This is a genomic window from Deinococcus aetherius, from assembly GCF_025997855.1.
GTDB lineage: Bacteria > Deinococcota > Deinococci > Deinococcales > Deinococcaceae > Deinococcus > Deinococcus aetherius.
In genome coordinates this window covers 51,946-69,031 of the sequence record NZ_AP026562.1, presented here as the reverse complement: position 1 = coordinate 69,031, position 17,086 = coordinate 51,946, and the positions used below count along the sequence as shown (strand labels likewise).

The 17,086-nt window shown below is 67.7% G+C and carries 17 protein-coding genes and 1 pseudogene; 2 read left to right on the top strand and 16 right to left on the bottom strand.

Annotation, left to right across the window (positions count from 1 at the left end; genetic code table 11):
- Positions 1-163 precede the first annotated feature (163 nt).
- Complete coding sequence (locus DAETH_RS19945) at positions 164-1,666, top strand: ISL3 family transposase (RefSeq protein WP_264778577.1); 1,503 nt, start codon at positions 164-166, stop codon at positions 1,664-1,666.
- A gap of 205 nt (positions 1,667-1,871) precedes the next feature.
- Here the strand turns inward: DAETH_RS19945 and DAETH_RS19940 are convergent.
- The 11 genes and pseudogenes from DAETH_RS19940 to DAETH_RS19890 all read right to left on the bottom strand — a co-directional run.
- A pseudogene (locus DAETH_RS19940) lies at positions 1,872-2,894 on the bottom strand (LLM class flavin-dependent oxidoreductase); the annotation flags it as partial.
- A 341-nt stretch (positions 2,895-3,235) separates the two neighbouring features.
- A complete protein-coding gene (locus DAETH_RS19935) occupies positions 3,236-3,853 on the bottom strand; it encodes an NADPH-dependent FMN reductase (RefSeq protein WP_264778372.1) in 618 nt (205 codons plus the stop codon).
- 104 nt (positions 3,854-3,957) lie between these two features.
- The gene (locus DAETH_RS19930; RefSeq protein WP_264778371.1) at positions 3,958-4,896 is read right to left on the bottom strand and encodes a VOC family protein; all 939 of its coding nucleotides are present in this window, start codon (positions 4,894-4,896) and stop codon (positions 3,958-3,960) included.
- Positions 4,897-4,910: 14 nt separating this feature from the next.
- Positions 4,911-5,336, bottom strand: a complete 426-nt coding sequence (locus DAETH_RS19925) for a DoxX family protein (protein WP_264778370.1) — start codon at positions 5,334-5,336, stop codon at positions 4,911-4,913.
- A gap of 24 nt (positions 5,337-5,360) precedes the next feature.
- Entirely contained in the window at positions 5,361-6,296 is a 936-nt protein-coding gene (locus DAETH_RS19920) for a VOC family protein (protein WP_264778369.1), read from the bottom strand.
- Positions 6,297-6,358: 62 nt separating this feature from the next.
- Positions 6,359-6,835: a MarR family winged helix-turn-helix transcriptional regulator gene (locus DAETH_RS19915; RefSeq protein ID WP_264778368.1), complete on the bottom strand. Its 477-nt coding sequence runs from the start codon at positions 6,833-6,835 to the stop codon at positions 6,359-6,361.
- Positions 6,836-6,925: 90 nt separating this feature from the next.
- The gene (locus DAETH_RS19910; RefSeq protein ID WP_264778367.1) at positions 6,926-7,855 is read right to left on the bottom strand and encodes an NAD-dependent epimerase/dehydratase family protein; all 930 of its coding nucleotides are present in this window, start codon (positions 7,853-7,855) and stop codon (positions 6,926-6,928) included.
- 121 nt (positions 7,856-7,976) lie between these two features.
- A complete protein-coding gene (locus DAETH_RS19905; RefSeq protein ID WP_264778366.1) occupies positions 7,977-8,756 on the bottom strand; it encodes an SDR family oxidoreductase in 780 nt (259 codons plus the stop codon).
- Positions 8,753-9,700, bottom strand: coding sequence for an aldo/keto reductase (locus tag DAETH_RS19900; protein ID WP_264778365.1), 948 nt, complete (start codon positions 9,698-9,700; stop codon positions 8,753-8,755). Before DAETH_RS19900 ends, DAETH_RS19905 begins: the two co-directional genes overlap by 4 nt.
- A gap of 84 nt (positions 9,701-9,784) precedes the next feature.
- Positions 9,785-10,255: a putative iron-sulfur cluster-binding metallochaperone gene (locus DAETH_RS19895; RefSeq protein ID WP_264778364.1), complete on the bottom strand. Its 471-nt coding sequence runs from the start codon at positions 10,253-10,255 to the stop codon at positions 9,785-9,787.
- 40 nt (positions 10,256-10,295) lie between these two features.
- Positions 10,296-10,712 (bottom strand): MerR family transcriptional regulator, encoded by a 417-nt coding sequence (locus DAETH_RS19890; RefSeq protein ID WP_264778363.1) that lies wholly within the window; start codon positions 10,710-10,712, stop codon positions 10,296-10,298.
- Between the two features lie 280 nt (positions 10,713-10,992).
- On the opposite strand from DAETH_RS19890, the gene DAETH_RS19885 reads away from it, so the two are divergent.
- Positions 10,993-11,613 (top strand): DoxX family membrane protein, encoded by a 621-nt coding sequence (locus tag DAETH_RS19885; RefSeq protein WP_406585127.1) that lies wholly within the window; start codon positions 10,993-10,995, stop codon positions 11,611-11,613.
- Here DAETH_RS19885 and DAETH_RS19880 read toward each other — a convergent pair.
- From DAETH_RS19880 to DAETH_RS19860, 5 genes are all read right to left on the bottom strand, one after another.
- Positions 11,577-12,782: an ISL3 family transposase gene (locus DAETH_RS19880; protein WP_264778575.1), complete on the bottom strand. Its 1,206-nt coding sequence runs from the start codon at positions 12,780-12,782 to the stop codon at positions 11,577-11,579. The genes DAETH_RS19885 and DAETH_RS19880 overlap by 37 nt on opposite strands.
- Before the next feature lie 252 nt (positions 12,783-13,034).
- Complete coding sequence (locus DAETH_RS19875) at positions 13,035-13,646, bottom strand: ornithine cyclodeaminase family protein (RefSeq protein ID WP_264778362.1); 612 nt, start codon at positions 13,644-13,646, stop codon at positions 13,035-13,037.
- Between the two features lie 73 nt (positions 13,647-13,719).
- Positions 13,720-14,031, bottom strand: a complete 312-nt coding sequence (locus tag DAETH_RS19870) for a hypothetical protein (protein WP_264778361.1) — start codon at positions 14,029-14,031, stop codon at positions 13,720-13,722.
- Positions 14,028-14,990: a threonine ammonia-lyase gene (locus DAETH_RS19865; protein ID WP_264778360.1), complete on the bottom strand. Its 963-nt coding sequence runs from the start codon at positions 14,988-14,990 to the stop codon at positions 14,028-14,030. The genes DAETH_RS19870 and DAETH_RS19865 overlap by 4 nt, the downstream gene beginning before the upstream one ends.
- A gap of 165 nt (positions 14,991-15,155) precedes the next feature.
- The gene (locus DAETH_RS19860) at positions 15,156-16,997 is read right to left on the bottom strand and encodes an N-acetylmuramoyl-L-alanine amidase family protein (RefSeq protein WP_264778359.1); all 1,842 of its coding nucleotides are present in this window, start codon (positions 16,995-16,997) and stop codon (positions 15,156-15,158) included.
- Positions 16,998-17,086 lie beyond the last annotated feature (89 nt).

Below are 17,086 nucleotides of genomic sequence, written 5' to 3'. Positions count from 1 at the left end.
TCTCCCGCAGCTTGAAGTGAGTCGGGTCTGGCCCAGCTTCATGCTGCTCAAGGCAGCATGAAGCCTGCTGAGCGACTGGCAGGCCTCCACCTTGTCGAGTTGCCACCTGCTCGACGTCACCCTTACCGCTGGTGGCCTGATCTTGCACGCCCGCGCGGAACCAATGACCGCGGTCTGCCCACACTGTGGAACGCCCAGTGCCCGCGTTCACGGCCACTCCTGGCGTCACCCCCGAGACCTCCCGTGGAGTGACATCGCCGTGCAGGTCGAGTTGAAAGTCCGGCGGCTCCGGTGTGCCAACCCTGGCTGTGCTGCCCGGACCTTTTCTGAAGCGTGCGCCGACTTTCCCCGGCACGCCCAGCGCAGCGCGCGTCTCCAGGAGCGCCAGGTGGCCCTGGGGTTCTCCGTTGGGGCTGAGGCGGGCTCGGTGCTGCTGGATCGCTTCCACATGTCCGCGAGTCCAGACACGTTGCTGCGCACGATGAAACGACAACCACTCCCTCAGCATCCGACGCCACGGGTCCTGGGAGTGGACGACTGGGCCATACGGAAAGGCGTGCGGTACGGCACCATCCTCGTGGACCTGGAGCGCCACCAGGTCGTCGATGTGATCAAGGAACGTAGCGCGGATGCGCTGCGCGACTGGCTCAGCGTCTACCCGGGCATCGAGATCATCACCCGGGATCGCGCCAGCGACTACAGCCGTGCGGGCACCCGCGCAGCGCCACGGGCGCTGCAACTCGCGGATCGCTGGCACCTGCTGTGCAACCTCAGCGGTGTGGTGCAGGAATGGCTGCTCCGCGAACGCCAGCACTGGATGACGGTGGTCGCCCAGGTCAAGGCACAACTCCACCTGCCCAACCCAGAAGCGAGCCCATCGTCTCCGCCCGCAACAATGCCGATCAGCCAGAAAAAACGGCGGGAGCAGTACCGGGAAGTGTTGTTGCTCGACCAGCAGGGGCTCCCTTCCAGGCAGGTCGCGCGACAGACCGGGGTCAAGTACGCCACAGTGCGGTGGTGGTTGAAAGGGGGCGAGGGCGGCCCGGATCGCCGGGGCCCCTTGACCGTCGAACACCGGGACTACGTGGAGAAGAGGTGGCACCAGGGCGGCCACTCGGCGGCTGGGGTGCATCGGGAGTTATTGAGTCTGGGGTACACGGGCTCCATCGACCCCATTCGGTGGATGTGGTACCACCTGGATCTCGAGCAGGGGTTGCAGGAACGGTCTGTGCCTGCTCGTCCACGTGCACGACGCAAGGACGTCAACCTGACGGCGTTGACGCGGCTCCTGACCACCCCCCGTGATGACCTGACGGATGCAGACCGCAGACCAGCAGTTTGTGCAGGGCTGTGCGAGCACAGCCCCCTCGTGAGTCAGGGCTATGCCCTGATTCAGCAATTCCGCCAGCTCTTCGTGCAGGTCAAGGAGGAGAATGGCCCCCACCTCCGAGCGTGGTTGGAGACGGCAGGCGCGGCGACCATTCTGGAAATACGACAACTGGCGGCCAGTGTGCAACGCGATCTTGGAGCAATCTCTGCTGCTGTGACGCTGTCGTGGAGCAATGCGCAGACGGAAGGGCAGGTGACGAAACTCAAGCTGGTCAAGCGGCGGCACTATGGTCGCGCGAGTTTCGAGTTGCTTCGGCGCAGCGTCCTGCTGGCCTGATCGCACGAGCTGCGGGAGAGCCTTTGGGCAGCTTCCTTAGACCACCCCCTGGATCAGCAGCACCCTCTCGCTGAGGTGCGCGGCCATTCACGTCGGGGGGGGAAGCTGCCGTCTCCACGCCGCAGGAACGATGCCCGGCAGCGGCCCTGGTTCCTGCGACCTGGTCCTGGCGCGACAGCACGGGCCCACCCGGGGCCGCCCGCTGCGTAGTCGGGCGCCACCCGGTGGCCGGGGCCACGTCACGGGCGACGGTCTCCAGCAGGCGGGTGTTGTACGCCACGCCGAGCTGGTTGGGCACGGTCAGCAGCAGCGTGTCCGCCTCGCGCACCGCCGCGTCCCGGCTGAGCTCCTCGGCGATCACGTCCGGCTCACCGATGTAGCTGCGGCCAAAACGAGCCCGCACGCCTTCCAGCTCCCCGATCTGGTCCCGGGTCGAGCCCCGGCCGAACACCTGGCGGTCAAAGTCCGTGACGATAGGCAGCACGCTGCGGCTCACGGACACCCGCGGTTCGCGCTCCCAGCCCGCCTCTCGCCAGGCCTCGCGGAAGACGGCGATCTGCTCGGCTTGCAGTTCGTCAAAGGGCATGCCGGTGTCCTCGCTTAGCAGCGTCGAACTCATCAGGTTCAGGCCCTGCTGGCCCGCCCATGTGGCGGTCTGCCGGGTCCCGGAGCCCCACCAGAGGCGTTCGCCCAGGCTCCGGGACTGGGGCTGAAGGGCCAGCAGGGCCTGGGATGGTACGCCGCCCGCGTCCGCATGCACGAGGGCCGCGCCAGAGGTGGCCGCGCGGAAAAGGGCCGTCTTGGCCCGGGCGAGGTCTGCGGCCGTCTCGCCCTCACCGGGGACGTATCCGAACGCTTCCGAGCCGTGAAACGCCGTCTCGGGTGACCCGCGGCTCAGGCCCAGTTGCAGCCGTCCGCCGCTCAGCAGGTCCGTGACGGCGGCCTCCTCGGCCATGCCGAGGGGGTTCTCGTAACGCATGTCGATGACGGCCGTGCCGATCTCGATGCGGCTCGTCCGCGCGGCGATGGCGGCCAGCAGCGGGAACGGCGCCGAGAGCTGGCGCGCGAAGTGATGCACCCGGACGAACGCGCCGTCCAGGCCGAGTTCTTCCGCCACCACCGCCAGCTCGACGGTTTGCAGCAAGGCGTCCCGGGCGGTCGGGGTCTGTGAGCCCGGGGCCGCCTGCCAGTGGCCGAAGGTGAGGAAACCGATTCGTTTGTCGTGCACCGTGTACCTCCGGGGATTAGGGCTTCCAACGAGGGGTGGGGGATGGGGCCAGTGTCCGGCGCCGTCGACGCACCTCTTGCTTCCTGCTCACGGTGCTTCCTGACCTGGCCTGTTCGGGCGGGGCCGCTGCCCATGCACGGTGTTTGTCCCCATCGGGTTCAACGGTGGTGAGGAGGCTGAAGAAGCGTGTCCCAGTCCCTGCTGATCTTGAACCAGAAGGGGCCGGGCAAGCACGGAAACTTTCCCATGCCCGCCCGGAGACAGTCCGACTTAGGCCCTGCGGCGTGTCCAGGGACGCGGGCATGAGTAGACCCCCGGCCTCAGCCGTCCCGGTTTGGCCCTCACGCGCCGGAGGAGGACACCTGGATCTCCTGCGGCGGGCTCGTCGTCTCCCGGGCTGTCTTGAGGGCCTTCGTCCACCAGCTCAGTTCCTCGAGCAGCGCCGTCACGGTGGGTTCGAGGTACGTCACCTCGTCCAGGCTCTTGCCCTGTTGCCACGCCGCGAAAAAGTCCCCGCCCTGAATGTGCACCGCCGCCCGCAGGGGCGCCATCTGCAACTCCACCGCAATCCCCCGCAGGTGCTCGATGGCCCGCGCCGCCCCCACCGACCCATAGCCCACAAAGGTCACCGGCTTCTTGTTCCACTCGGGATAGGCGTAGTCGAGAGCGTTCTTGAGGGCGGCGGTCGGCGCGTGGTTGTACTCGGCGACGATCAGGACGTAGCCGTCGAACTCGGCGAGCTTGCGTTGCCAGCGCTGGCCGACCTCATTCTGGGTAGGGGCCCAGGCGTTGGAGGCGACCTCGTTGAACAGCGGCAGCGGGAAGTCGCGCAGGTCGAGGACCTCGAAGTCGAGGTCGGTCCTGGCGGAGGCGCGCTTCATGAACCACTCGGTGGGCTTGTCGGCGAAGCGGGTGTCGCGGGTGCTGCCGATGATGACGGCGATCCTGGGGTTCGTCATGGTCTTCTCCTGGAGTGGGGGCGGGGGGACGGACGGTCGCGGGGCGGACGGGCGGCCATAGAGCTGTTGCAGCAGCCGCTGGAGAAAGCCGGGTTTGGGTTCAGTCATGGGGACTCTGGGGCCAGGGAACTGGCGGCGAGGGCGCTGGCGACCGTCGAGGGCACGGACCGCAGCCGCAGCCGGTTGCCCGCCGGGTCACGCACGAGGAAGCCCGCGTGGTCTTCGGTCACCGGAACCCCCGCGTCCCGCAGCCTGCGGGTCACGGTCTCCAACTCCCGGACGCTTGACAGCTCGATGGTGACGTGACGCAGCCCGAGCGCGCCCTCGGGGGCCCGCGGCCCGCCGCGGCTGTGCCAGGCATTGTTCCCGACGTGGTGGTGATACCCGCCCGCCCCGGCAAAGATCGCGTCCATCGCGTCGGCGGTGATGTCAAAGCCGAGCACTCCCTCGTAGAACGCATGGGTTGCGCGGGCATCGGCCATCTTGAGGTGCACGTGGCCCATGCGCGTCCCCACGGGGGCGCCCTGCCAGCCCGCGTCGTCCGGAGCGAGAGTGCCGAGCAGGCCCGGGATATCGATGGCGCTCCGGTCGAAGGAGGTGAATTTCCCATCCTTGAGGGGCCACTGCTCACGCGGCCAGTCGTGATAGACCTCGACGCCGTTGCCCTCCGGGTCGCTCAGGTAGAACGCCTCGTGTGTGTGGTGATCGGACTGCCCCAGCCGCAGCCCCAGGGCCGCAGCGTGTTTCAACCAGCGGGCGAGGTCGGGACGGGTGGGGAACGCGAGGGCGAGGTGGTACAGGCCGGTCGCGTTCTCCGGCGGGAGGGACGCGGCGGGACCGTGCGCCAGCGTGACGAGCGGGTGGTCGTCCGGCGTGCCGAGGACCGCGCCCTGTCCTTCCCGGGCAAGGAGGGTGAGGCCGAGCGCGACCTCGTAGAAGCGGGTCATGGGGCCAGGGTCGCGGACGGTCAGGGCGACCTCTCCCAGGGTCAGGTTCGGGTCGATGCGGGAGACCGGTGTGGCCGTGTGAGCAGGGCTGGTCATGGGTGTCCGTTCCTTCAGGCCGTCTTGGGGCCACGCCGCGCGTCGAGCGAGAAGGCACCGGGGCCAGTCAGGGCCAGGGCCACACTCGCGGCGAACAGGGACAGCACGAACTCCACGCCGTTCGGGGCGAAGAAGCCGACCTTGCCATGCACGAGCAGCATCGCCGCCAGCATGTCTACGGCGAGCAGCGCCCCGGCAAAGCGGGTGAACAGGCCGAGGATCAGCGCGGCGCCGCCCACGAGTTCGAGGGCGCTGATCAGGGGCGCGGTCAGGGTGGGCAGGGGGGCGCCCATCTGGGTAAAGGCGCCGGTCGTGCCGGGGAGGCCGAACACGAAGAACTTCTGGAGCCCGTGCGCGACGAAGATCACGCCGATCAGGACCCGCAGGACGGTCAGGCCGAGGGCGAGATTGGGGGCAGAGGTGCGCGGAAGGGTGGTCATGGTGGTCTCCTGGGAGGGCGTGAGTTACCGGGCGGCGGTGCGGAGGCGGACGGTGATGCCCCAGGGGTCGGTGGCGAGCAGGCCGCCTGGGGTGGGCGTGCCGGGGAAACCGGCCTGTCCCAGGCTGTCGGCGGTGGCGTGCAGGGTGGTGTCGTCGGGCAGGATCAGATCCCAGCTCAGCAGACGGGCGTCGTCCTCGCCGGAGGGAGCCGAGCCCACCGCCCAGGTGTTCAGGCCGAGGTGGTGGTGATACCCGCCCGCGCCGAGGAACAGGGCGCCCGGCCAAGACCACGTGACCTTGGGGAAGCCGAGGCCCTCGTGGTAGAAGCGCGCGGCCCCCTCCAGGTCGCCGACATAGAAGTGCAAGTGCCCGAGGGTGGTGCCGAGGGGGAGACCCTGCCAGGGCGTGTCGCCCGCAGTCTCCATCAAGGCCTTCAGGTCGAGGGGGTCGCCGCCGCCGCCGATCTCGCCGTCCTCGGTGACGCGCCACTCGTCCCGGGGACGGTCGCGGTACACCTCGATGCTGATTCCGTCCGGGTCCTTGAGGTAGGTCGCCTCGCTGTAGTGGTGATCGGACTGCCCGACGTGCACGCCGAGACCCTGGGCGTGGCGCAGGAAGCGGGCCAGGTCAGCGCGGGTGGGGAGCAGGACGGCGAAGTGGTAGAGCCCCAGCCGTCCGCGGTGCGGGGCGTACCGGACACCCCTCTTCTCGCGGAGTTCGAGCAGAACCTGACCGTCGGGGGTGCCGAGGCGAGCAAAGTACTGCCCGCCCCCTTCACCCTGCTCGTGAAGGGTGAAGCCGATGACACGCGTGTAGAAGTCGAGGGAGGCGCCCAGGTCGGCGATCTGGAGGGTGACCAGCCCGAGGCGAATTGTACCGGGCAGGGTGTGGTGCGGGGCGTTCACCCCGATGCGGCTTTGAGGCAGTTGCCGGTAGGGAACGGTCGGCGGCCTGATCATACTCAACTCCTTGTTCAACACTTAGGTAGTACAACACCTATTAGGGAAGCGAAACGGCAACCCTACTCCGGATTCAATCGTGAACGAATTTGAGTCAGGGTCTCGATCAGGGAGTAAAGCTGACCTGGCGTAAGATGCCCGAACTGCCGCTGGTTCAGGGCGGCGACCGGCTCATCCAGCTCGTCCACCAGCGACCTGCCCTTCCCGGTGAGCACTGTGGGAACGCAGCGGCGGTCGCTGGCGCTGCGTTCACGCCTGACCAACCCGGCCTCCTCCATCCTGTCGAGGAGGCGGGTGACATCGGGCATCCGGCTCAGGAGACGTTCCCTAATGTCGTTGCGGCCAAGCCCCTCCGGCCCCGCACCGCGCAGGATACGCAGGACGTTGTACTGCGTTGAGGTCAGGCCGTACTGGCGGTAGAAGGCGTCGTTCTGGTCGTCGAGAAGTTGGGTGGTGCGGTAGAGGTTGAGCGCCGCTTCCTCTTCCAGACTGCGGAAGGGGCGCTGTTGCTGAATCTCCTCGCGCAACGTCGCGCTCATACCGGCTATGGTAGGTGTTAAAACACCGAGCGTCAAGGGTGGATGGGCCATCGGGCAAGCCACACCGGGGCAGCGTGCAGGCGATGGGGCTCAGTGCGGCTGGCCGACCCCCCACCAGGGAAGATTCGCGTACGGATAGTGCTCCTCACGTCCTTCTCTCAGGGCCGCGTAGAACTCCGGGAAGTTGTACCGGGGCCGATACCCCAGCAGGTTCCTGGCCTTCTCGATGGACCAGTACACGTCCCCCCACATCCGCGCCAGTTCGTCGATGTTCCCGCCGCGCTTCTCGACCAGCGCCGAAAGACCGGGGTAAGCGGCTTCCAGCAGTGCCCTCGGTTCCCTTCGCCACTCCGGGAGTTGTTCCCGCGTAAAAGGCACCTCCGCCATGATGTTGAACGCGTCACAGGTGATGGTGTCGTTCTGCAACCCCAGCAGGAATGCCTGGGCCACGTCGCGGTCGTCCACCCCGCCCTTGAGCAGCCGGAAGCCGTAGCGAATGAAATCCTCTGGAACGAACATCCCCAGGCGGTACGAGATGGTCTGGATGCCGTGGGCACGCTGGTAGAACCCCGCCACCTCCTCGCAGAGCACCTTGGTCAATCCGTAGAAGTCCCTGGGAAGAAGGGGCAGGTTCTCGGTGACGACAGCGAAGCCGTCCTCGGGGACCACAACGCTCTCTCCGTAGACCCCCATGGTGCTGCACAGGAGGACCTTCCTGACGCCGTGTTCTTTCGCAGCCTCATAGACGTGGGACGTACCTTCGACATTCAGCTTCCAGAACTCATCCCGGGAGTGATGAGCGAGGTGAACGCCGTGCAGGGCTGCCCCATGAACGATGGCGTCCATGCCTCCTGCTGCCCGAAAGACGTCCGCCTTGTTGGTCGCGTCTCCCTGGACGAAGGCGAACGGAGTCTTCAGAGGGCGGAAATCCATCAGCAGGGGCGTATGCCCGCTCTCTGCCAGGGCGGGGGCCAGCACTCGCCCCAAGTTGCCCCCTGCACCGGTGATCAAGACGTTCATCGTTTAGCGCCTCCCCAACCTGCACTCGCTCCCCACGGACTGTTCAGGACTCCGGTAACGCCACCACCGTTGAATCGTGCGGTCGGACGGCCTGAGCTGCCGAGGACCCACTCGGGGACCCTCACGGCCACCCCACCTCATTCAGGGGCGTCACGATCACCTCGTTGAGGACCAGTTCGGAGGGCGCTACGCACATCCACACGAGCAGGTCCGCTACCCGGTCCGGAGGCAGCGCGTCCGCAGGCGAAGGGGTGTTTTGGCGCTCCCCGCCGCGTGATTTGGGGTCGAAGGTCCCGCAGTGGGTCGCCATGCCGCCCGGGTACACCACGGAAGCGCGGATGCCGTGCGGCTTGCCCTCGGCCGCGAGCGCCTGCGTGAACCCGGTGAGGCTGAACTTTGAGGTACAGTAAGCACTCGCATCCGCCCACCCCCGCTTGCCCGCCACCGACGAGACATTGATGATGGTACTCCGTCCCGCGCGTTGCATGTGCCCGAACGCCACCTTGGATAGCAGAAAGGGTGCCCGCAGGTTGACGCCCAGCACCCGGTCCCAGTCCTCCACGTCCAGGTCCACCACGGGACCGGGCACGTCGGTGCCCGCGTTGTTGATCAGGATGTCCAGGCGACCGAGCCCCTCCACGCCGGGTCCCACGGCATCCAGGAGGGCGGCGCTGTCGGCCAGGTCCACGGCGGATACCTCAGCACGCCGTCCGAGCGCCTGGACTTCATCGGCCACCTTCCGCAGGTCCGCCTCGCCGTGGGCGAGCAGGATCAGGTCGGCGCCGCCGCGCGCCAGACCAAGGGCGGTGGCGCGGCCCAGCCCGCTGCTCGCGCCTGTGACCAGCGCGACCTGGCCGAGCAGGGCACCTGGCTGAGGGGTCACCCCACTCTCCGTGCTCATGCCGGGGTCCCTCCTGCCGTCACTTGTTCGATCAACCGCAGGTCCTCTTCGCTCAGGAGTGGGCGGATGGAGGCCGCGACGTTCTGCTCGACCTGCTCGGGGGTCTTGGCGCCGGGAATGGCGACCGACACCGCCGGGTGGTTCAGCACGAACCGTAGGGCGAGCTGGCCCAGACTCCGCTTGGCAGAGGCCAGGGAGCGTAACGCCTCGACCTGCGCGAGTTGTTCCTGATACCAGGCCTCCTGCGGCCAGTTCCGCCGAATATCCCCGTCCGGGAACTGGGTGTCCTGCGAGAACTTCCCGGTGAGCATCCCCATGCGCAGCGGTCCGCGCACCACCACGCCGATGCCGTGCTCCTGGCAGTACGGCAAGATGTGCCCCTCCGCCTTGCGGTTGAGCAGGCTGTAATCAAGTTGCACCACGTCAAGCGTCCTGCCCTGGTTGAAGTGCCGCACGTACTCGGGATCATCGGTAGAGACGCCCACCGCCCGCACCCGGCCCTCACGCTTGAGTTGACTGAAGGCCGTGACGAAGGCCTCGGTCTCCCGGGGGTCGTTCCACCAGATGTGGTCGAAGTACACGTCGATGTAGTCGGTCTCCAGACGCCTCAGGCTGTCCTCGAAGGCTCGGACGACTTTCTCCGACGCGTCGTAGACGGGTTCCCGCTTGGGGTCGCGGTGGTGCCCCATCAGGCCGCCCTTAGTGGCGACAACGACCTGATCGCGCCTGCCCTTGAGAAGCTTCGTCACCAGCGTCTCGCTGTGGCCGTTCCCGTACACGTCGGCGGTATCGATGAAGTTCACGCCCAGTTCGAGGGCGCGTTCCATCGCGCGCGTGGAGGCCTGATCCTCCACCGGGCCCCAGGCGTCGCCGCCGATGGCCCAGGCGCCGAAGCCGACTTCTGAAACCCGAATGCCGGTCTTGCCGAGTTCACGGTAGTGCATGCTGGAAACCTCCTGGTCTTAAAGCCGATCTCGCTGGATAAGTGGGTGAGCCGCCGCAGCACGTCGAAGGCCAAGTACGGTCTCTCATGAGGAGGCGTGCTCCCGATCCAGGGTCTTGAGCACGCGACTGACATCCCCCAGGCAGCAGGAGCCCTGGGGGTTGTTGACTTCACAGCCGCAGCGACCGGCCTGAACGTGCGCCCGGATCTCCCTGACCACACCGTGTCCCTCTTCCATCTGCCAGGCATGCAGGAGTGCCCCGCGCGTCCAGCCGAAGCAGTAACAGAGGGGCACGTCATCTCCGGGGTCCTTCTGGTACACCGGGACCTTCAGGTCGGCGGTGCGGTAGGCCCGCGCGGGGCTGTAGTACACGACCTCGCAGGTGGGGTCAGGGCAGAAGCGGTAGGTCTGGTCCGGTTCCAGGGTGGCGAGCGCGCTTGGCGTGAGCAGGGCTTTAAGGGTGACGAGGGGCGTGATCCGGCCTGGCGTACCGCTGACTGGACAGCGTGCCGGGTCCTGTTCCAGTGGGGTGGGAAGGCAGCAGGACTCGTCCACGCCTCAGGCTAAAGTCTCCCGTCAGGGGGAGAGTCAAGCTTCAGCCCTGAGGATTGAGGTACACGCACCCGGGGGAATCGCACACCGGGTCCGGGTGAGCCTGAGCATAGGTCAGGCGCTCCACGAGCACGCCTTCGAGGGCCTGAAGTTGGGCGAGCTGCACGCGCACGGCGACCAGGTGCGCTGCCAGGGCCTGCTGCACCTCCGAGCAGGGTTTGGTGCCCTGGGCCTGGGCACCCAGGACACGCGCGATTTCTTGCAAGGAGAACCCGACCTGCTGGGCCGAGCGGATGAAGCGGACACAGGAGGTCGCATCGGGACCATACACCCGGTAGCCGGTGTCCCGCCGCTCGCACGGCAGCAGGCCCAGATCGGTCCAGTACCGCAGGGTCTTGACCGTCTCCCCGGTGATTTGCGCCAGCCGTCCGATGGAAGCCCCACCGCTCTCATACCTCACCGCCCCAGTGTAGGTTCCTGTTCGGCCCGGGCAGGATGACCTCAATGCTGTCCGGCGCCCAAGGTTCCCCTGTGGGGAAGAGGGGTTGCCAGAATGGTCCACCAGAGGGCTAGCCCGCAGTTCAACCCGGATTCCTTGGCCCAGTGGTCTGGGGTCCCGGCTTTAGGGAGGGTTAAATAACTGGAGGTCCAACATCTGATGTGGTGCGGGGCGCCTACACCTCAGTGACACGGAGGGCTGTTCGGGATGAGCACGGCCCCCGGTTCTCCCGGAGGTCACCATGAGGAACACGCCATCCATCAAATCTCTCCCCCTCGTTCCGCCACCAGATCTTCTTCCCCTGGAAGACAGGCCGACGGACCTGGGCGGGCGACTCAACATGTGGGAAGCCAATCTCGTCTGCTGGTGGGCCCGGCACGGGATTACCCTCCTGCGGCTCTCCCTCGGCCTGATCTTCTTCTGGTTCGGGGTGCAGAAGTTCTTCCCGGGGCTCAGCAGTGCGGAAGCTCTGGCGACCCGGACCATCTCCTTCCTGACGTTCGGTTGGGTTCCACCGCAGGTAAGTCTTCCCGTGCTGGCAACCTGGGAGTGTGCCATCGGTCTGGGACTGCTCACCGGCCGCCTGCTCCGTCTGACGCTGGTGCTGCTGTTCGTGCAGATGGCGGGCACGTTCCTCCCGCTGCTGTTCTTTCCCCATGAGACCTTCAAGATCGTTCCCCTGGTCCCGAATCTGGAAGGGCAGTACATCCTCAAGAACCTGGTGCTCGTCTCGGCCGCATTGGTGGTCGGCGCAACGACCCGGGGTGGACGACTGATCGCGGATGGCAAAGCGGCACAGACGGCGGAGCGGACGCAAGCCCTCCATCAGCGCTTCCGGCGCCGGTTCCGCCGCGAGCCCTGACGGCCGCCCCACCCCCTGACACAGGGATGGGGGGAGAGCGGTGAGGTGAACCTGGACTCGCCCGGCAAAGGCTTGAAGACCCGTTGCGCAGTTGAGGGCAGATCAGGCACAGTAAGGAAATGTTGCGGGTGGACAGGCTCACCCAGCGGTCTCGGTCGTTTGAATCGTTCTGCGGCTTGACCCCTCAAGAGTTCCACGCGCTCGCAACCGAACTCGAACCCCTCTGGGAACGTGCTCACCGCGCGTCCCTGCTGCGGGAGGGACGTCAGCGTCGCATTGGGGCAGGACGACAGTTCAAGCTTGATGTGCCCCACCGGCTGCTGCTGACTTTGGTGTACCTGCGGCACTCGCGCGACCTGCCTGGAAGGGAGCCCCTGCTGGTCGAGCAACAACACTTCCCGGTACTGCTCCCGCCGTTTTTTCTGGCTGATCGGCATTGTTGCGGGCGGAGACGATGGGCTCGCTTCTGGGTTGGGCAGGTGGAGTTGTGCCTTGACCTGGGCGACCACCGTCATCCAGTGCTGGCGTTCGCGGAGCAGCCATTCCTGCACCACACCGCTGAGGTTGCACAGCAGGTGCCAGCGATCCGCGAGTTGCAGCGCCCGTGGCGCTGCGCGGGTGCCCGCACGGCTGTAGTCGCTGGCGCGATCCCGGGTGATGATCTCGATGCCCGGGTAGACGCTGAGCCAGTCGCGCAGCGCATCCGCGCTACGTTCCTTGATCACATCGACGACCTGGTGGCGCTCCAGGTCCACGAGGATGGTGCCGTACCGCACGCCTTTCCGTATGGCCCAGTCGTCCACTCCCAGGACCCGTGGCGTCGGATGCTGAGGGAGTGGTTGTCGTTTCATCGTGCGCAGCAACGTGTCTGGACTCGCGGACATGTGGAAGCGATCCAGCAGCACCGAGCCCGCCTCAGCCCCAACGGAGAACCCCAGGGCCACCTGGCGCTCCTGGAGACGCGCGCTGCGCTGGGCGTGCCGGGGAAAGTCGGCGCACGCTTCAGAAAAGGTCCGGGCAGCACAGCCAGGGTTGGCACACCGGAGCCGCCGGACTTTCAACTCGACCTGCACGGCGATGTCACTCCACGGGAGGTCTCGGGGGTGACGCCAGGAGTGGCCGTGAACGCGGGCACTGGGCGTTCCACAGTGTGGGCAGACCGCGGTCATTGGTTCCGCGCGGGCGTGCAAGATCAGGCCACCAGCGGTAAGGGTGACGTCGAGCAGGTGGCAACTCGACAAGGTGGAGGCCTGCCAGTCGCTCAGCAGGCTTCATGCTGCCTTGAGCAGCATGAAGCTGGGCCAGACCCGACTCACTTCAAGCTGCGGGAGAGCCTACGAAATGCAAAGTGAGCGGACTCACAAGCAGTGGGCAAGCACGGCGAAGGGTTGCCGTGGTCCCACGGCTGCTCCTGAGGCCATTTACAGTGAAACCATCTCACCCAGGTGTCGCTGCCCGGCCAGCCTGAGCAGGTGCCCAGCTAAGGCGGTGTCCTGAAAGGACACACCCGTCGAGTCGAACACCGTCACCTCCTGTGGACTCTCCCGACCGGGTTTCAACCCCGCGCACACCTCGCCTAACTCCGCGTGGATGTGCTCGGGGCGCAGGAAATGCCGGGCGACCAGCTGCTGCATTTCCCCGATGGTCAGGCTCTGGGTCCGGCGATCCACCACCAGCTTGGCCGCCGCGACCAACTGAGGGTCCAGTTCCTGCTTCCCCGGGGCATCCGAACCCACCGCGTTGATGGGCGTACCCGGTGCAATCCACTGTCGCCAGATGATGGGCTCCTCGGCTGGCGTGACTGTGAGCACGATGTAGGCGTCCTCGCACGCCGACCGTCCGTCCGGCACGGCCCGCAGGGTGAGGCCCGGTAGGTCTGCCGCTGCCACAAACGTTTCGGCGCGCTCCCGGGTGCGTGACCAGACCCGCACTTCGGTGAGTGGCCGCACCTCCCGAAGTGCCCGAAGCTGTGCCAGCGCCTGCCCACCTGTGCCGAACAGCGCCACCACCCCAGCATCCGGGCGGGCGAGCACACCCGGCGGCCACGGCTCCCGCCGCGGCAGTGCGGGCCTCCGTAATGGCATTGGCCGCCAGCAGCGCGGACGGCTAGCCGGTCAAGGGATTGCCCACCAGCATGACGGCGCTGTGGGTGGGCAGGTTCCGCCCGGCATTGTCCGGGTAATACGACCCCATCTTCAGGCCGAACACCAGGAGGTGTTCGGCCAGGTGGAGGTGACTGGTCTTGATGCTGTACTGCCCGCCGCTCAGGGAATGGCCCACCACGGGCAGCACGGTGGCCTGCCCCTGTCCATCCGCCGTGAACGCAGCGCGGACGATCTCAATGACCTCCCCATAGTTCAGGAGCGAACGAATGACGGCGTCGCTGAGGACCATCAGGGGCAGCGAGGCGTGGCTCACGCCCCCTCCCCGGCCAGGAGGTGTACCAGCAGATCGGGATCGAGGTTGCCGCCACTCAGCACGGCCACGAGGGGACCCGTCCCCCCGAGTTCTGCACGGTGGTACAGCGCCGCCGCCAGAGGAACGGCCCCACTGGGCTCCGTCACCAGCCGGGTCCGCAGGGTCGTGTCGCGTACGGCACGCCGCAGCTCGGCCTCGCTGACGGTCACGATGTCATCCACGAAGGCCTGGATATGGTGCCAGTTCAGCTCCCCCAGGTGCTGCACGCGCAGACCGTCGGCGAGGGTACGTCCCACCTGCTCGGCGGTGTACGTGACACGCTGCCCTGTCTTGAAGCTGTCATGGGCATCGGCGGCCACCTCCGGTTCCACCCCGATCACGCGCACGTCTGGACGCTGGAGTTTCAGTGCGGCGGCCACCCCGGAGAGCAGACCACCGCCACTGACGGGCACCAGCACCGTGCCGACCTCGGGCAGGTCCTCCAGAAGTTCGAGCCCCACCGTGCCCGCCCCCGCGATGATGCGCGCATCATCATACGGGGGGATGGGCGTCAGGCCGCGTTCAGCCTCCAGCTCCCCCGCCTTCAGGGCGCGTTCCTCGCTGGCCGGCCCGACCACAATCACTTCCGCGCCGAACGCCCAGGTCATGTCCAACTTCAGCTTCGGGGCATTCTCCGGCATGACGATCACAGCGGGAATGCCCAATTGCCCGGCGGCGTAGGCGACTGCCTGTGCATGATTGCCGCTGGAATGAGCGACCACACCCCGCTTCCGCTCCTCCTGGGACAGCGAAAGGAGGGCGTTGAACGCCCCTCGCAGTTTGAATGCCCCGGTGGGCTGCAAGCTTTCGGGCTTGAGCCAGAACTCTTCCAGTGGGAAGGGAACGAGGGGGGTGCGGACGACGTGACCACGCACCCGGGTCTGCGCCGCCCGGAGTTCTTCCAACGTGATGAGGGTCACCTTCCAATCCTCCTGCCCGCAGTTCACAGCCTGGGCGTGTTAGTTCCCCGGCCAAGCGGGGTGACGGCACGAGAGACCGAGGGTTCCTCATTCATCCGTCGCGCCTCGCGGCTTTCCTGACCCTGGGCCCGGTCAGGGACGATGACGAAACGGGGCCGGGCTTCGCTACCGTCTCCCCTGCCCCAGCGCCGCGTCGCGGTAGAAGCGTTCAATCCCCAGCGCGATGGCCTGGGCGAAGCGTTCGCGCCCGGCCGCGCTCATCAGCAGGCGCAGGTTGCCCTTGTCGGTCAAGAAGGCCGTCTCGACGAGCACGCTGAGTTGGGCGGTGGGCCGGGTCAGCGCGAGGTTCTGGTAGTGGACCCCGTCGTTGCCCACCTCGGGCAGCACGCTCACCAGGCTCGCTTGCAGCGCGTCCGCCAGCGCGCGGGCCTGCGGCTGGTAGTAGTACACGCCGCTGCCGCGCCGGGTGCGGGGGTCTACCCCGTCGGGCAGGGCGTTGGCGTGGACGCTCACGAGCAGGTCGGCGTCCCTGCTCTCGGCGAGCAGCGGGCGGTCGTAGATGGGCACCGTCACGTCCGAGTCGCGCGTCAGGACGACAGTGGCTCCCCTCTCCCGCAGCAGTTCCGCCACCCGCAGGGCGATGGGGAGCGTGAGGTTCTTCTCCGGCACCCGCAGCGGACCCGCCCCGCCGAGTTCGTCTCCCCCGTGGCCCGGGTCCACGACGATGGTCCGGCCCCGCAGCGGCGCGCGGGCGTCGAGGGCCGGGGCATTGCGCACCCGCAGCACCAGGGTCGTGCCCTCGTAGGTCGCGTCGTAGCCCCAGGGGGCGCCGCTGAGGTCCACCCGCACGCGGGCCACGCCGTCGCTCTCCTGGGTCCAGCGCACGTCGCGGATCAACCCGTTCGGGAAGTCGGAGACGATGTAGTCCACGTCCGCCACGCTGGAAAAGAGCCGCAGGTCCAGGCTGGACTCCCCACGGTTCACCTGCTGCTCCACCGTGAAGGGCACGCGCAGCGGCAGGTCCAGCCGCACCTCGGAGTGGGTGGGTCCCGCCTTCACGTCGATCTGGGTGAAGACCGCCCGGGGAAGGGGCATGCCCTCGGGGCGCAGGGTCAGGGTGGACTTGGGGGCGTTGAGGGTCAGCGTGCCCGACGCCCGCACCACGAACGTGTTGCCCTCCTCGCCCACGACGACGGCCAGGGCGCCCGGCCGGGGAAAGACCACGTAGTTGCGACCCGCCCCGTTGCGCCACACGAAGGTCCCCGCCTGGAGACCCCGCCCCGGGATGGTCGCCGTGACCTCCGCCACCCGGGGGCCCGTGCCGGTCACGCTGAGCTTCCCGGGGCTGGTCGCCGTGGCCGCGCTGCCGTCCGGGGCAGCCAGGGTAAAGGCCACGGTCGCGGGAGAGAGCCGCTCGGGCAGGAGGAAGGTGCCCTCGTAGCGGCCCGGCGCCGTCTCGGTCATGGCGAAGGGGCCGAAGCTCCCGACCGAGAAGGTGGCCTTGCCCCCGGCCGTCCCCGTGAAGGCGACCGGCACGGCCTGCCCCTCCAGACCCTGCGGCTGGACGTAGGCCACCCGGTCCCCGGCGGGCAGCAGGCTGGAGGGCACGATCTGCGCCGCGCCCGTGGGAGGCTGCGGCGGCGCGCTCGTCACCCGCAGCTCCTGCCGGGCCGCCTGGCCGCCCTGACTGGATTCGAGGGCCAGGACGTTCTCGCCGGGCTTCAGGGGCACCCACTCGATGAAGAGGCCGTCGGCCCCGACCTCGACCGGCTGGCCGTTCAGGGTGAGGGTGGCTCCGGGTTTCACGCTGCCCTCCAGCAGGACGTGGTCGTACGCCACCGTGTAGCCCTCCGGCGGGTAGGCGACGAAGATGGGCGCGTCGCTGACGGGGGGCAGGAGGGTCGTCCCACGGGCCGCCGGGGGCGTGGCGGGCGGCGTGGTCGTCTGGGCGAGGGCCAACGCCCCCCCGGAGAGCAGCAGGATGGTGAGCAGAAAGCGGCGGGACATGGGAACCTCCTGGGCGGTGGGGATGGGGAGGAGTGTACCCGTCGCCCGGGGGTCACGCCACCGCGCGGGGGCGGGCCCGCCCCGAGGAG

Bases quoted from the DNA above. Each gene is read 5' to 3' on its own strand.
- DAETH_RS19900 (WP_264778365.1), bottom strand. From the start codon at position 9,700: ATGCACTACCGTGAACTCGGCAAGACCGGCATTCGGGTTTCAGAAGTC.
- DAETH_RS19920 (WP_264778369.1), bottom strand. From the start codon at position 6,296: ATGATCAGGCCGCCGACCGTTCCCTACCGGCAACTGCCTCAAAGCCGC.
- DAETH_RS19930 (WP_264778371.1), bottom strand. From the start codon at position 4,896: ATGACCAGCCCTGCTCACACGGCCACACCGGTCTCCCGCATCGACCCG.
- DAETH_RS19915 (WP_264778368.1), bottom strand. From the start codon at position 6,835: ATGAGCGCGACGTTGCGCGAGGAGATTCAGCAACAGCGCCCCTTCCGC.
- DAETH_RS19880 (WP_264778575.1), bottom strand. From the start codon at position 12,782: ATGACCGCGGTCTGCCCACACTGTGGAACGCCCAGTGCCCGCGTTCAC.
- DAETH_RS19945 (WP_264778577.1), top strand. From the start codon at position 164: ATGACCGCGGTCTGCCCACACTGTGGAACGCCCAGTGCCCGCGTTCAC.
- DAETH_RS19925 (WP_264778370.1), bottom strand. From the start codon at position 5,336: ATGACCACCCTTCCGCGCACCTCTGCCCCCAATCTCGCCCTCGGCCTG.
- DAETH_RS19885 (WP_406585127.1), top strand. From the start codon at position 10,993: ATGAGGAACACGCCATCCATCAAATCTCTCCCCCTCGTTCCGCCACCA.
- DAETH_RS19935 (WP_264778372.1), bottom strand. From the start codon at position 3,853: ATGACGAACCCCAGGATCGCCGTCATCATCGGCAGCACCCGCGACACC.
- DAETH_RS19860 (WP_264778359.1), bottom strand. From the start codon at position 16,997: ATGTCCCGCCGCTTTCTGCTCACCATCCTGCTGCTCTCCGGGGGGGCG.
- DAETH_RS19910 (WP_264778367.1), bottom strand. From the start codon at position 7,855: ATGAACGTCTTGATCACCGGTGCAGGGGGCAACTTGGGGCGAGTGCTG.
- DAETH_RS19905 (WP_264778366.1), bottom strand. From the start codon at position 8,756: ATGAGCACGGAGAGTGGGGTGACCCCTCAGCCAGGTGCCCTGCTCGGC.